The organism is Moritella sp. F3, assembly GCF_015082335.1.
In the GTDB taxonomy this organism is placed as follows: domain Bacteria; phylum Pseudomonadota; class Gammaproteobacteria; order Enterobacterales; family Moritellaceae; genus Moritella.
Genome location: NZ_BLRL01000011.1, coordinates 121959 through 135743 on the forward strand (window position 1 = coordinate 121959; position 13785 = coordinate 135743).

General features: G+C 40.6%; 13 protein-coding genes. 2 read left to right on the top strand and 11 right to left on the bottom strand.

Features of this window, described 5'->3' with window-relative positions; genetic code table 11:
- Nucleotides 1–26: 26 nt before the first annotated feature.
- The 6 genes from JFU56_RS17030 to rplU all read right to left on the bottom strand — a co-directional run bounded on the left by JFU56_RS17030 (nt 27) and on the right by rplU (nt 5012).
- Nucleotides 27–653, bottom strand: coding sequence for an HD domain-containing protein (locus JFU56_RS17030; RefSeq protein WP_198438462.1), 627 nt, complete (start codon nt 651–653; stop codon nt 27–29).
- Between the two features lie 37 nt (nt 654–690).
- The gene (locus tag JFU56_RS17035) at nt 691–1035 is read right to left on the bottom strand and encodes a helix-turn-helix transcriptional regulator (protein ID WP_017223478.1); all 345 of its coding nucleotides are present in this window, start codon (nt 1033–1035) and stop codon (nt 691–693) included.
- Nucleotides 1036–1208: 173 nt separating this feature from the next.
- The gene (locus tag JFU56_RS17040; protein WP_198438463.1) at nt 1209–2558 is read right to left on the bottom strand and encodes an NCS2 family permease; all 1350 of its coding nucleotides are present in this window, start codon (nt 2556–2558) and stop codon (nt 1209–1211) included.
- 419 nt (nt 2559–2977) lie between these two features.
- Entirely contained in the window at nt 2978–4159 is a 1182-nt protein-coding gene (gene cgtA / locus JFU56_RS17045; RefSeq protein WP_198438464.1) for an Obg family GTPase CgtA, read from the bottom strand.
- A 270-nt stretch (nt 4160–4429) separates the two neighbouring features.
- On the bottom strand, nt 4430–4687 hold the full coding sequence (rpmA, locus tag JFU56_RS17050) for a 50S ribosomal protein L27 (protein ID WP_019441736.1): 258 nt from the start codon (nt 4685–4687) through the stop codon (nt 4430–4432).
- A gap of 16 nt (nt 4688–4703) precedes the next feature.
- A complete protein-coding gene (gene rplU / locus JFU56_RS17055; RefSeq protein WP_006034531.1) occupies nt 4704–5012 on the bottom strand; it encodes a 50S ribosomal protein L21 in 309 nt (102 codons plus the stop codon).
- 320 nt (nt 5013–5332) lie between these two features.
- On the opposite strand from rplU, the gene ispB reads away from it, so the two are divergent.
- A complete protein-coding gene (gene ispB / locus JFU56_RS17060; protein ID WP_198438465.1) occupies nt 5333–6304 on the top strand; it encodes an octaprenyl diphosphate synthase in 972 nt (323 codons plus the stop codon).
- A gap of 197 nt (nt 6305–6501) precedes the next feature.
- Here ispB and JFU56_RS17065 read toward each other — a convergent pair whose 3' ends face one another.
- The 5 genes from JFU56_RS17065 to JFU56_RS17085 all read right to left on the bottom strand — a co-directional run bounded on the left by JFU56_RS17065 (nt 6502) and on the right by JFU56_RS17085 (nt 11554).
- Nucleotides 6502–7800 carry an adenylosuccinate synthase gene (locus JFU56_RS17065; RefSeq protein ID WP_198438466.1) on the bottom strand — a complete coding sequence of 433 codons (1299 nt, stop codon included), beginning with the start codon at nt 7798–7800 and terminating at the stop codon, nt 6502–6504.
- Between the two features lie 150 nt (nt 7801–7950).
- Entirely contained in the window at nt 7951–8133 is a 183-nt protein-coding gene (locus JFU56_RS17070; RefSeq protein ID WP_198438467.1) for a DUF2065 family protein, read from the bottom strand.
- A 122-nt stretch (nt 8134–8255) separates the two neighbouring features.
- Nucleotides 8256–9581: a branched-chain amino acid transport system II carrier protein gene (brnQ, locus tag JFU56_RS17075; protein WP_198438468.1), complete on the bottom strand. Its 1326-nt coding sequence runs from the start codon at nt 9579–9581 to the stop codon at nt 8256–8258.
- Nucleotides 9582–9795: 214 nt separating this feature from the next.
- A complete protein-coding gene (locus tag JFU56_RS17080; RefSeq protein ID WP_242065999.1) occupies nt 9796–10539 on the bottom strand; it encodes a tRNA1(Val) (adenine(37)-N6)-methyltransferase in 744 nt (247 codons plus the stop codon).
- 49 nt (nt 10540–10588) lie between these two features.
- Nucleotides 10589–11554 (bottom strand): inverse autotransporter beta domain-containing protein, encoded by a 966-nt coding sequence (locus tag JFU56_RS17085; protein WP_198438469.1) that lies wholly within the window; start codon nt 11552–11554, stop codon nt 10589–10591.
- Nucleotides 11555–11894: 340 nt separating this feature from the next.
- Between JFU56_RS17085 and srmB the strand changes: the two genes are divergently transcribed.
- Nucleotides 11895–13154, top strand: coding sequence for an ATP-dependent RNA helicase SrmB (srmB, locus tag JFU56_RS17090; protein ID WP_198438470.1), 1260 nt, complete (start codon nt 11895–11897; stop codon nt 13152–13154).
- Nucleotides 13155–13785: the final 631 nt, after the last annotated feature.

Consider the following 13785-nt stretch of genomic DNA (forward strand, 5'->3'; position numbering starts at 1 on the left):
TTATGATGTTAGTAGTGTCAATCGAACTATTTCGATGTCAATAATTCCGACTGCAGCTGTGCTAAAAAATCACGCATATACACACTACGACGCTGAGCTTCAGCCTTGGCGGCTTGTGTTTTCATGCTATCACCGAGCGTTAATAGCTTGGTAAAGAAGTGGTCTAACGTATACACACTGTCATCAGGTTCACGCGTTTCACATAATGGATCGATACTACTATAAAGCTGACGATTCAGTTTACCGCCAACTAAAATACAGCGGGCAATACCTATCGCGCCTAACGCATCCATACGATCTGCGTCTTGCAGTATTTTAGCTTCTAAAGTTTCAGGGCTGATATTGGCACTAAAACTATGAGCAACAATCGCGTGGTGAATTGCCTTGTGATATTGCGCAGGATAATCAATCTGTTGTAGAAATTCAACAGCGCAATCAGCTGCTAACAATGAGGCTTGCTTACGTTGTGGGTGATCTTTGGCAACAGCAACACAATCATGTAACCACGCAGCAGGCTCTAAGATCGCTAGGTCTGCACCTTCGCTATCAGCAAGTTGTCTCGCGGTTGCGACAACACGTTCAATATGATCGATATCATGGGCACGGTCATCGCTCCCCAACTGTGTTAGAAATTCAATAAACAGGTTTCGCATAACAGACTCTTCGACATTTAGTGATTAAAAAAGGTAATTAATGCTCAGTAACGTGGCACGCAAGATCATGAACAACGTGACGAATATGATGATCATCAAGTCGATAGAGTATTTGTTTACCTTGACGTTCAGAGCGTAAAATACGCGCTTCACGTAAGTGACGTAAATGATGACTGGTTAATGATTGTGACATACCAGACACGGCTGATAATTCAGATACAGCAACAGGCCCCGCCATGCAAGCAAGCACTAAACGAATACGCCCTTCATCACCTAGTAAGTGAAACAAATGCGCTAGTGAGGCAATATGCTTATCATCCAACGCTGGCAGTTCTGCACTACACTGCGGTTCTGGGCAGCATTGAGATTCTAATTTTGGCATTATGCCTCGCTTATAATTATTTGAAGTAATTGAAAGTGTAACACTTGAGGTTGTAGGGGCAAGATCAAAAATGCCAGCATCATACGACCTAATGGCACGTAATCAGCTGGCATTTTTTAACATCAACGTGACGCTTATCTTAGCGGCATCACATTGACGGTATTACATTCAAATTAGATGAATGCTAGTTTCGCGATGAATACAACAGCAAGTACATTCATACCTAATGATACATCAGCAGAACGACCAGTCGCATGCTTGATAATAGCAAATGATAGGAAGCCTAAGATAATACCATCAGCAATTGAATACGTTAGCGGCATCATGATTGCAGTGATGGCAGCAGGAACGTAGTCTGTGAACTCATCCCAGTTAACTTTATTCAAGCTACCAACCATTAAGAAAGCAACATAGATTAATGCGCCCGCTGTTGCATAGCTTGGTACAATCTGAGCAATCGGTGCAAAGAACATCGCCGCTAAGAATAGTAGACCAACCACAACCGCAGTCAAACCTGTACGGCCACCTTCAGCAATACCCGCATTACTTTCAACGTATGTAGTTACTGGTGGGCAACCAATCATCGCGCCAGCAACACTTGCAACACTATCCGCTGTTAAGGCTTTATTTAGGTTTTCAATTTTGCCGTCTTTATTATACATGCCAGCTTTATCAGCCACGCCGATCATCGTACCCGCAGTATCAAACATGTTCACAAATAGGAATGCTAGGATAATACTAACCATAGATACGTCTAACGCACCCATTACATCCATTTGCATGAATGTTTTTGATAAGCCAGTCGGTAATGATACAGCTTGCTCAGGTAAGGTAACTAGACCCATCACAGCACTGATTACTGTCACCGCGATAATACCAATAAGTACAGCCCCGAATACTTTACGTGTTGCTAAGATTGCAATAATAAGGAAGCTTAGTGCACCTAAAATTACTTTCGGGTCGTGGAAATTACCTAACGTTACTAACGTTGCAGGGCTAGCAGTAATGATGCCTGCTGCTTTTAAGCCGATAATACCTAAGAACAGACCAACACCCGCCGTCATAGCATAACGTAAGCTATGTGGGATGCTATCGATGATCCAACCGCGTAATTTAGTCACACTCATAATAACGAATATGATACTTGAAATGAATACAGCGCCTAATGCAACCTGCCAAGAATATTCCATACCTTTCACTACTGCGAAAGTGAAGAATGCATTCAAACCCATACCTGGTGCTAAACCAACAGGCCAGTTAGCGTAAAGACCCATAAAGATGCAACCAATTGCCGCACTCAGTGCTGTCGCAACGAATACTGCTTGATAATCCATACCAGCAATAGACATGATGTCAGGGTTAACAAATAAGATATAAGCCATGGTAACGAAAGTCGTTAAACCAGCCATTACTTCTGTTTTAATCGTGGTGTTATGCGCTTTTAGCTTAAACAACTTTTCCATCAAAGTGGCAAAAGCAGACGGGTTTTGTGATTCAGAGGTAGACTTACTTGCGGTATTCATTTAAAGGTACTCACTTTTTATTTCGTTCATCTTACGCACTATATGGCAGTGGTTGCCTGTACTTATTGCTCTTTCAGCAACTGATAGATACAGACTAAGATGACTGGTTGTTTAATAAATGGCTGTCGCTTAGCGGAAAAGTGGAAAGTTCTAAGCTGACAATTATTAACTAACCGGATTTAAAATATAGGTAATTATTACCTGCTATATTCACTTTGTGAACGGGCGGGATTATCTGCTAATTCGCGTTAAATTGGAAGTTTTTTGTCTAAAATGCACACTTTTATTAGCAAAAATAATAATCTATTGATGTAAAAGCTCTCAAGCCTCTGAAAGTACTCTTTTTAAGGTAAAAAAATACCAGCGTTAAGCTGGTATTTTTCAATAAAAATGATTATAAAGTCATTTTTATATGATAATTAGTCACGAGCATAGATAACGTGACCGTCATCTTCTTCGTCCCAATCATCCCAATCGTCATCATCATCGCTATCTTCAATAACTGCGTGATTAGCAATTTGGTCTTTATGGTATTCATCCCATAAGAAACCGATATCGCCATCATCTTCAACAGGCATTTCGATCTTCGGACGTGGCATAGCTTCAATTTGTTCCATCATCGCGCGAACAAGATCTTTTGTACCAACGCCACTTGAAGCAGACATGGTATGAACTTCGCCTTCCCAATTAATCGCTTCAACAACAGCTTTAATTGTTTCTTCAGCTTCCTCATCTAATACAAGATCGGTTTTGTTAAACACTAACCAACATGTTTTAGCTGCTAGCTTAGCACTGTATTTTTCCAGTTCGCTAACAATAACTTTTGCATTTTCAGCTGGATCACTCATGTTTTCAGGTAATAGATCAACAATGTGAACCATTAAACGACAACGTTCTAAGTGACGTAGGAAGCGGATACCTAGACCAGCGCCATCAGAAGCACCTTCAATAAGACCAGGAATATCGGCGACCACGAAGCTACGCTCAGGGCTTGCACTTACTACACCTAGGTTAGGTACTAATGTTGTAAACGGGTAGTTTGCAACTTTAGGTTTCGCAGCAGAGATTGCACGAATGAAAGTAGACTTACCCGCATTTGGTAAACCTAATAAACCAACATCCGCAAGTAGCATAAGTTCTAAACGTAAGTTACGCACTTCACCTGGTGTACCCAATGTCTTTTGACGAGGAGCACGGTTTACACTACTTTTAAAACGTGTGTTACCTAAACCGTGGAAACCAGCTTTAGCAACCATTTTACGTTGACCGTGCATAACTAGATCGGCAATAACTTCGCCAGTATCATCATCAGCTACACGCGTACCAACAGGAACACGTAAAGTGATATCTTCACCACGCGCACCAGTTTGATCTTTAGGGCGACCATTCTCACCACGTTCCGCTTTATGGAAACGGACAAAACGAAAATCGACTAGCGTATTTAAGTTTTCATCTGCAATCATATATACATGACCACCATCGCCGCCGTCACCACCATCAGGGCCACCACGAGCAACATATTTTTCACGGCGGAAGCTTACACAACCACTGCCGCCATCACCGGCTTCAACTTTGATTCGGGTTTCATCTACAAATTTCATTTCGCTATCGCTCCTACAAATTAGGAATGCAGTTAGTTGCACGGATTAACTAATCACATACTTACCGTTTTGACTCGGTGAATAAATTAATTAATCCGTGCAACTATCAACTTCTATGGAGTCTCATGACTAACCAAGCTTACCCTGCTTGTATGGGTCAATTCTCTCTCAACATTTTATCATTCTATTTTTTATTGCTAAAATTTATTTTTACAATAAAAAAACCCCGCCATATAGGCGGGGTTTAAAAATTCTTAGTTTGCGCTGAAATTATTCAGCTACAATGCTAATGAACTTACGGTTTTGTGGTCCTTTAACTTCGAACTGCACTTTACCGCTAGCTTTAGCGAATAGAGTGTGGTCACGACCACAACCTACGTTTGTACCAGCGTGGAATTTAGTACCACGTTGACGAACTAGAATGTTACCCGCAAGAACTGATTCACCACCAAAACGTTTAACACCTAAACGTTTGCTTTCTGAATCACGACCGTTGTTGGTACTACCACCAGCTTTCTTATGTGCCATCTTTTAGTACTCCTGATTAAGCGATTTTAGTAATCTTAACTTCTGTAAACCATTGACGGTGACCCATCTGTTTACGAGAGTGCTTACGACGACGGAATTTAAGGATTTTAACCTTGTCCGCACGACCATGAGATACCACTTCAGCAGTGATTTTTTTACCTTCAAGGTAAGGTGCGCCAACTTCGATATTCTCGCCGTTAGCTACCATTAATACTTCGTTAAATTCGATGCTTGAACCAGCTTCAACGTCTAGAAGTTCTAGACGAAGAGTTTGACCTTCAGCAACGCGGTGTTGTTTGCCACCGCTTAGGAAAACAGCATACATGTTTTCTGACTCCGATTCGTGTCCAGCGTACCTTAGGTAGCGACACGTCATAATAATTTATAACAATGGCGCGAATTCTACTCAAAACTTTGCAGTTAGGCAAGCTGATTTTCAAAATAAATATAAATAAGCAGGAAAGTAGTAAATCGCGACCGCTTAAGCCTTTCGACTATTACAATTTAGTGTACAATTACGACATAAATTTGACGGCATTTTATCTTATAGCGAACTATCAAGATAGAGCTAGCGATGAATATAGCAAACAATAGTCTTAAAAAATCGTCATACCACTATATAAAGCAGCACGGAATCTTTTACACATGGACATAAAAGCCATTCAAGCGTTATCTAAACAAGATATGGACGCTGTCAATGAACTCATTCTAGAACGACTGCAATCAGATGTTGCCCTCGTTAATCAAGTGGGTTATTACATTGTAAATGGTGGCGGTAAACGCATTCGTCCACTAATCGCAACATTAAGTGCACGCGCACTGGGTTACCAGGGTCAACAACATGTTGATGTGGCCGCTATCATCGAGTTCATCCATACTTCAACACTATTACATGATGACGTAGTTGATGAGTCAGACATGCGTCGCGGTCGTGATACTGCCAATGCGATGTTTGGTAATGCAGCAAGTGTATTAGTCGGTGACTTCCTTTATTCACGTTCTTTTCAAATGATGGCAAAACTGCATAACAGTAAAATCATCGATATTTTGTCTGATGCAACCAATGTGATTGCCGAAGGTGAAGTATTACAATTGATGAACTGTAATGATGCCGACACTGACGAAAAACGTTATATGGACGTTATCTATTATAAGACAGCCAAACTATTCGAAGCCGCGACACAACTTGCAGCGGTCATTTCTGACCAGCCTGCAGACATTGAACAAGCGATGATTGATTATGGTGTACATTTAGGTGCTGCATTCCAACTTATCGATGATGTGATGGATTACACTGCAGATGCTCAAGAAATGGGTAAAAATGTGGGTGATGACCTTGCTGAAGGTAAACCAACACTACCATTAATTCATGCGATGGCTAACGGTACTGAAGCTGAAGCATTAATGGTGCGTGAAGCAATCGAGAAAATGAATGGCATGGATAACCTTGAGGCTATTCTGGCAATTCTTGAACGCACAGGTTCATTAAACTATTGTTTCGATAAGGCCCAGCAAGAAGCTGATTTAGCTATTGCAGCCATTGCGGTATTACCTGAGTCTGAATACAAGCAAGCGCTTATTTCATTGGCTTATATTGCAGCGAACCGCAGTAACTAATAAAACCTTAATTTGGGGTGTAAATCTAAACCCAATGAAAAAAAACCGCAGCGACTATGATGCGGTTTTTTTATATCTGCAATATCATGCTCGTGACTTTTAAAAGCGGACTTTAAAGTCTACGTTTTCTCTCTGAATTTTAGATACAAAAAAGGCCGCATAAGCGACCTTTTATTTATCAGTTTAACCAGTCAGACTTATACGTCGTATGGGTTAACTAATACCATTGTTTCGTTACGATCTGGGCCAGTTGATACGATATGAATTGGCACGCCCGTAATTTCTTCAATACGCTTGATGTAAGCGATTGCAGCTTCTGGAAGTTGTTCTAGAGTTGTTGCGCCGTATGTTACGTCGTTCCAACCTGACATTTCTTCGTATACTGGTTCAACAAGTTCATAACCGTCAGCAGCCATAGGTGGCACGTCAAGGATTGAACCGTCTTGTTGCATGTAACCAGTACAGATTTTCAGCGTTTCTAAACCATCTAATACATCTAGCTTAGTTAGGCAGAAACCTGTGATGCTGTTTAACTGAATTGCACGTTTCATTGCAACTGCGTCAAACCAACCACAACGACGCTCACGTCCAGTAGTTGCGCCAAATTCATGACCTTTAACACCTAGGTGATTACCGATTTCATCATCAAGTTCAGTTGGGAATGGACCAGAACCAACACGTGTAGTGTAAGCTTTAGTAATACCAAGAACATAATCGATGTGACATGGACCAAAACCACTACCAGTAGCTACGCCACCTGCAGTTGTGTTTGATGATGTTACATACGGGTAAGTACCGTGATCGATATCTAGTAATGTACCTTGAGCACCTTCAAACATGATGTCATCACCGCGGCGACGTGCATCATCAAGAAGCGAAGTTACGTCTACGATCATGTCTAGTAAGATAGGTGCAACTTCGTGCATCTGTGCTAGAACATCTTCATAGCTTACTTCAGGTTCATTATAGTAATGCTGTAGTTGGAAGTTATGGTATTCCATTACTTCTTTCAATTTAACAGCAAACTGTTCCATGTTGAATAGATCACCAACACGCAAGCCACGACGAGCAACTTTGTCTTCGTAAGCTGGACCGATACCACGACCAGTTGTACCGATTGCTTTTTTGCCACGTGCTTTTTCACGGGCATTATCAAGCGATACATGGTATGGAAGGATTAATGGACACGCTTCACTGATAAGCATACGCTCGCGAGCAGGAATACCACGCTCTTCAAGCATTTTAACTTCAGTCATTAATGCATCAGGAGCCAGTACAACACCATTACCAATGATACATTTAACGTTTGAACGTAAAATACCAGATGGAATTAAGTGAAGAACTGTTTTCTCACCATTGATTACTAGTGTGTGACCAGCATTGTGACCACCTTGGTAGCGCACTACATATTTAGCTCTGTCGGTAAGTAGATCTACTACTTTACCTTTACCTTCGTCACCCCATTGAGTGCCGAGAATAACTACATTCTTTCCCATGATACCGTCGCGGTTGTTGGTTAAAAGAGGATTCTAGCAAAATTTAAATCAAAATGTTTAAAAAATTTGATATCTATCTCATTAAAATCGTAAAAAATCACTTTACTTGTTGTTCTGCTGTACAAAAATTTGTTCTGCTGTACAAAAAAATTACAGTATAAACAATAATACAAAACCAGTTACGACTAAACAACCGGCATATTTACGTACTTTGTCAGTAGGTTGCTGACTAACGGATGTGAGCATTTTTTGCCATTGTTTAGGCATCAACATCGGCATAATACCTTCGATGATAAATACAATCGCTAGCGCTAACCACAGTTCATTACTCATCAAACCACCTTATTATAGTGCCACATAACGTAAGCACCAAAAAAATAGCATAAAAAATCCGTTCACAGCGGAACGGATTTTAAATTTAGTTAATCAGACACTCATTGAGCGTATAGATCATACTATTTTGCAGTTGCTACGCCCACATTTTTTGGAGCGCGCATTGCAACCATCGATACTATGATAGCAAGAGCGGTAGGTAATACCCAAGCTAAACCTTGATCGAATAGTGGCAAAAATTCAAAACCACTCATCGCTAAACCAGCGACTTTAAGACCATCTAACACACCAAACATAAATGCAACAACCATCACTAGGCGAAATGCAAACTGTGGATTAGGAAAACGTTCTTGTAATAACGTGAGTGCAACAATCGCAATCGCAATCGGATATACCGCAAATAATACCGGCACAGAGATGCTGATGAGCTGTGATAAGCCAACATTAGCAACAATCGCACAGACAACGCAGTTAATCACAACAAGCATTTTATATGACCATTGTGGTTTCAGTTCATGGAAGAACTCAGCAACCGCACTTGCTAGGCCTACAGCCGTGGTTAAGCAAGCTAAGGTAACAACTGCCGCTAGAATATACTGACCAGGCATGCCAAATAGTGCTTGAACATAAGTCGCTAAAATCATGCCACCGTTTACATCAGCACCCACAGCAATCAATGATTGGCTCGTTGCACCTAAGTAGAATAGTGAAATATAAACAAACGCCAGACCCGCTGCTGCAATTGAACCAGCCATCACTAAGTACTTAAATTGGCCTGCTTTATCTGTAACGCCTTTGCTTTTTAGTACGTTGATAATCAACATACCAAACATCAATGACGCAAACGTATCCATGGTGTTATAACCTTCAAGGAAACCTTTCGTAAACGGGCTATCAACGTACGCTTCACGTGCGATACCAATGTCACCTTGTGGCATAACAAATACCGCAATCGCTAGCACTGTTAATAGCGCGATTAATGCTGGCGTTAAAATCTTACCAATATTATCAATTAATTTACCTTGGCTTAGTGCAAAATAAGCAGTGATGATGAAGAAAACAACAGAGTACACAGCCAATGTCGTTTCATTTGCTGCATCACCTAAAAAAGGCTTAATACCCATTTCATAAGCAACAAGGCTGGTTCTTGGCGCTGCGAATGCAGGACCTATGATGATGTAAATCGCCACAGCAATGGCAGTGGCTGCCATTGCTGGTAAAAAACGCGTCATGGTAATTAAACCACCACCGGCTTTTGCAACTGCGATTATCGTAATAAGGGGTAAGCCAACGGCTGTCGCTAAGAAACCAAACATTGCAGGCATAAACGATTGGCCAGCAAGATTACCTGCTAAAGGTGGAAAAATGATGTTGCCCGCGCCTAAAAAGAACGCAAACGTCATAAAGCCGATGGCTAAAACATCAGCTGTTTTTAATTTGATAGTCATTATTATACTCTCTGCTTAGATATTGTTGTGTGTTCATTTATTCACTTCTTCCTTGAAGCAAGCATGGAGAAATTCCTCTCCTAGCCGGTGTAGCACAAAGTATTATAATTATGTTCTTGTAAAGAATTTTGTATTAGCCACTCACCCATTAAAGAGCGATACTAACAATTTGGTCATTAAGTGCAAGCCCAAATCCAAAATGTGCTTAGTGGAATTACATTTTTAAATAAAATTCTTTAGTGATATCTTGATAATCTTTAGAGTAACTACCATCAGGTTCATGGATCGTAAGCGATTTATTTTCCAGCATTGCCTGACCACGACGGATACGCATGAGCATACGCTTGTAAGGTTTTTTAGGGGTCGTTTTTATATTTAGGCAAGTTAAGTTAAGACTACCCAATTGTTGGCAATAAGTAGCAAGTTCACAACCTGATTTATAAGGCAGTACTAAAGCAATACAGCCATTTGGCGCTAACAGGGTCAGTGCACAATCAATCAACTCTTGATGGGATAAGCTGCCAGTATGTCTTGCTGTTTTTCTTGCATCATCAGTAAATTCTTGGCCATGGGCGAAATAAGGTGGATTAGACACAATCAGATCAAACGTAGCAGGTTCTGCTTTATCGGTTTGACCTAGTGCTTGTAAGGCGACATGTTTCACTGCAATTGAAGATGACCATGGTGAGTTATCAACATTACGTTTAGCTTGCTCGCACGCAGATGCATCAATATCAATCGCTATCGCCTGCAGATTACCCTGGCAACGTTGCGCCAACATCAGGCTAATCAGTCCCGAGCCTGTACCAATATCCAATACCTTTAATGGTGCTGGTGATACGGTATTCACATCAGCCCAGCCTCCGAGTAAAATCCCATCAGTCCCCACTTTCATCGCACAATCTGCGTGTGAAACATGAAACTGCTTAAAACTAAAACCATCACTTTTATTTATCACTGACTACTCAACCATCTTAAATATGACAACACGGTATATCATTTCAGTATTACTCGGCCGTGCGAGACAATACTTTTGAACGTGAGAACGGGATCATTTCATGCATAGAAAAATCATTATCCAAAATAAGTTCTAATTGTTCATTTAGTGGGCGCCATGGATCATAATTAAAATAAAGGTAAATCCCATAACCTACGTCATGCTCTTTCACTTTTGTTGCCTCAACACCGAATTGCAATAACGAGATCGGTGTATAGTCCAAACCAGCAGTAAATTTATGACTACTATCAGAGGGATCGTAATCATCATTAATCTGAATATTATCACCCCAAAAATATTCAAACGAACTATGGAATTGTAACGTCGGCGTAATAGCACCTTCAGCACGTAAATCCATGCTAGTTACCAGATTATCAGCTTCATCTTTACCCGACACCGGAAAATAGATATTCGATGAAAGATTAAAGACATAATCAGGGTCATCATACTTAGTACCGACAGATAAACGTTGCTCACCGGAGTCAACTTCCACATCCCAAAAGGCATTAACGCCAACACCAATAAGACTATCTTCAGGTAAGATACCAATACCATTCGATATGAGAATATCGTCATTTTTGTAATCTATATTTGCTTGCCATACTAAATCGTCAGTAAAAACATTATCCACGACATAGTCAAAGCCAGGATTGTCGGCCAAAGAACTGCCGTGACGCTCGTAATCATCATAGTTACTTTGTAACACCAATCCAAAACTGAGCTTAGAATAGAGTGGTTTTGTAAATTCAAGCGCTTCAAACCCAGGTTCTTCAGGGGTTTCAGCTGGCGGTGTCGGTTTACGCTGTTCTTCCCCCCCAACATGGCCACGCTTTTTCCCCCAATAACCGTCATTAGAGATTTTACCTTCATTCTCGGAATAATATTTATCTTCGGCTGCAGAAATAGATGTAGCGAAAGACAATAGTAATATTGCGAAAAACAAGGATGCAGCGGGAAATAAAGCACGTAAGCGCATGAACTAATAACCTTAATCTAAATAGTGATAAGTGGATTCAAATTGTTAACCGCTAAGATACCAAAAATAGAGTATCCACGCGAGTCTATATAATTAATAACTAACATAGTTTAATAGACATACTACACCTTAACTCATGGTCTAATTAAAGCAGCAAACTGCTAACACTTCAGTATTCTAATAACGATTTTTTCAATGCTAGAGTAGAAAACCAATACCCTCTAGGCCTCATATCTGCCATAATGGCTGATTAACGATCAGAAAATTTGACGTGTCATTGTGTAAAAACAGCAATTGATAACCTCATCTTCCTTTTTAACCTCTTGTTATACGGTGTTTTATGGACTTCGAAAGTCTCGATCTAGACCCTGAATTAATTGCATCACTTACTGATAATAATCTTGTTAAACCAACATTGATTCAACAGCAAGTATTGCCAACTGCCATGGAAGGTAGAGATATCCTTGCATCTGCACCGACAGGTACAGGTAAAACGCTGGCATTTTTATTACCAGCTTTTCAGCATCTGCTTGACTTTCCACGTCGTGAATTAGGCCCTGGACGAGTACTGATCTTAACGCCAACGCGTGAGCTTGCGAGTCAGGTATTCCAACAAGCTAAAATGCTAGCTGCCTATACTGAACATAAAGTTTCGATGGTAACGGGTGGTGTTGATTATGCACTACACGCTGAAGTATTAAAAAACAGTCTTGATATTGTTATCGCTACACCGGGCCGTTTATTAGAGTATATCCGTCGTGATGCATTTGAATGTGCCGCGGTTGAAGTACTGATCCTAGATGAAGCTGACCGTATGTTAGATATGGGTTTCTACGATGATGTGAAAAAAATCACCGATGAAATGACGCGCCGTCAACAAACAATGCTATTTTCTGCGACGCTAGAAGGTCGTGGTATTGAGCGCTTTGCCGAAGAACTATTGAAAGAACCAGCTGAATTTACAGCAAACCCTTCACGTAAAGAAAAAGCTAAAATTCATCAATTTATGCACTATGTTGATGATCATGCACACAAACAAGCTTTGCTAGTACATTGGTTACGTGATGAAACAACAACACGCTCTATTGTATTTGTTAAAACCCGTGAGCGTTTGGCTGAATTAGTAAGTTATCTACAGTCTCAGGATATCCCGTGTGCTTATTTACGTGGTGAAATGGACCAAGCAAAACGTACTCGTTCACTGAATCAATTTAAAAATGATAAAGTAAAAGTATTGATTGCAACAGACGTTGCCGCTCGCGGTATTGACGTTCAAGATGTAAGCCATGTATTTAACTTTGATTTACCACGTAGTGCTGAAGTTTATGTTCACCGTATTGGTCGTACTGCACGTGCAGGTAAGAAAGGTACTGCGATTTCATTAGTTGAAGCACATGATCTTCGTATCTTTGGTAAAATTGAACGTTACACTGAAGAAACGATTAAACGTCGTGTTATTCAAGGTTTGAAACCAAACAACAAGATTGCGATATCTAAAACGAAGAAAAAAGCGAAAGTAGCAGCAACAGGTAAGAATAAAGTATCTGCAAAAGCGAAACTGAAAGCTAAAAAACGTACGAAGAAGAACAAGAAGAAATAATTAATCATTATGAAGTAATTACTTAAATTTTGATTAATCATCAAGGCGCTAAATTCATTTAGCGCCTTTTTTGTATCTCGGGATCGCTAATGATGATCTGATGCGGATAAGTCATCAGTAAGAAGAGTGTTCCGAGAAGATGCTTGCCAGGAGATAGTCACTAGATGCTCGTAATTACATAGGATTTATTAAATTGCAGATATAGAAAAGGCGGCACAATGTGCCGCCCTAAAGTCTATATATCTCAATCCATGAAACGCGTAGCAACCCTGCTAAATCCTGACTCTATTTATTCCGTTAAATTTCCACTTCCCAATCCGTCGGAGTGTCCTTTTGCCTTCCTAGCACAATAAATCCATCCTGATTTATTTCTGTGTTACATCCTGTAACGTAATCCTTTGGTCTTCGTCCTGAAGCTGTCCTTGTGTCGCGTCCTGCAACTTAATCCTTTGTCTTCGTCCTGAAGATGTCCTTTTGTCGCATCCTGCAACTTAATCCTTTGGTCTTCTTCCTGAAGCTGTCCTGTGTCGCATCCTGCAACTTAATCCTTTGGTCTTCTTCCTGAAGCTGTCCTGTGTCGCATCCTGCAACTTAATCCTTTGGTCTTCTTCCTGAAGCTGTCCTGTGTCGC

Coding starts and splice junctions, on each gene's coding strand:
- JFU56_RS17085 (WP_198438469.1), bottom strand. CDS start 11,554: ATGCGCTTACGTGCTTTATTTCCCGCTGCATCCTTGTTTTTCGCAATA.
- srmB (WP_198438470.1), top strand. CDS start 11,895: ATGGACTTCGAAAGTCTCGATCTAGACCCTGAATTAATTGCATCACTT.
- rpmA (WP_019441736.1), bottom strand. CDS start 4,687: ATGGCACATAAGAAAGCTGGTGGTAGTACCAACAACGGTCGTGATTCA.
- JFU56_RS17035 (WP_017223478.1), bottom strand. CDS start 1,035: ATGCCAAAATTAGAATCTCAATGCTGCCCAGAACCGCAGTGTAGTGCA.
- JFU56_RS17065 (WP_198438466.1), bottom strand. CDS start 7,800: ATGGGAAAGAATGTAGTTATTCTCGGCACTCAATGGGGTGACGAAGGT.
- JFU56_RS17070 (WP_198438467.1), bottom strand. CDS start 8,133: ATGAGTAATGAACTGTGGTTAGCGCTAGCGATTGTATTTATCATCGAA.
- ispB (WP_198438465.1), top strand. CDS start 5,333: ATGGACATAAAAGCCATTCAAGCGTTATCTAAACAAGATATGGACGCT.
- brnQ (WP_198438468.1), bottom strand. CDS start 9,581: ATGACTATCAAATTAAAAACAGCTGATGTTTTAGCCATCGGCTTTATG.
- JFU56_RS17040 (WP_198438463.1), bottom strand. CDS start 2,558: ATGAATACCGCAAGTAAGTCTACCTCTGAATCACAAAACCCGTCTGCT.
- cgtA (WP_198438464.1), bottom strand. CDS start 4,159: ATGAAATTTGTAGATGAAACCCGAATCAAAGTTGAAGCCGGTGATGGC.
- JFU56_RS17030 (WP_198438462.1), bottom strand. CDS start 653: ATGCGAAACCTGTTTATTGAATTTCTAACACAGTTGGGGAGCGATGAC.
- rplU (WP_006034531.1), bottom strand. CDS start 5,012: ATGTATGCTGTTTTCCTAAGCGGTGGCAAACAACACCGCGTTGCTGAA.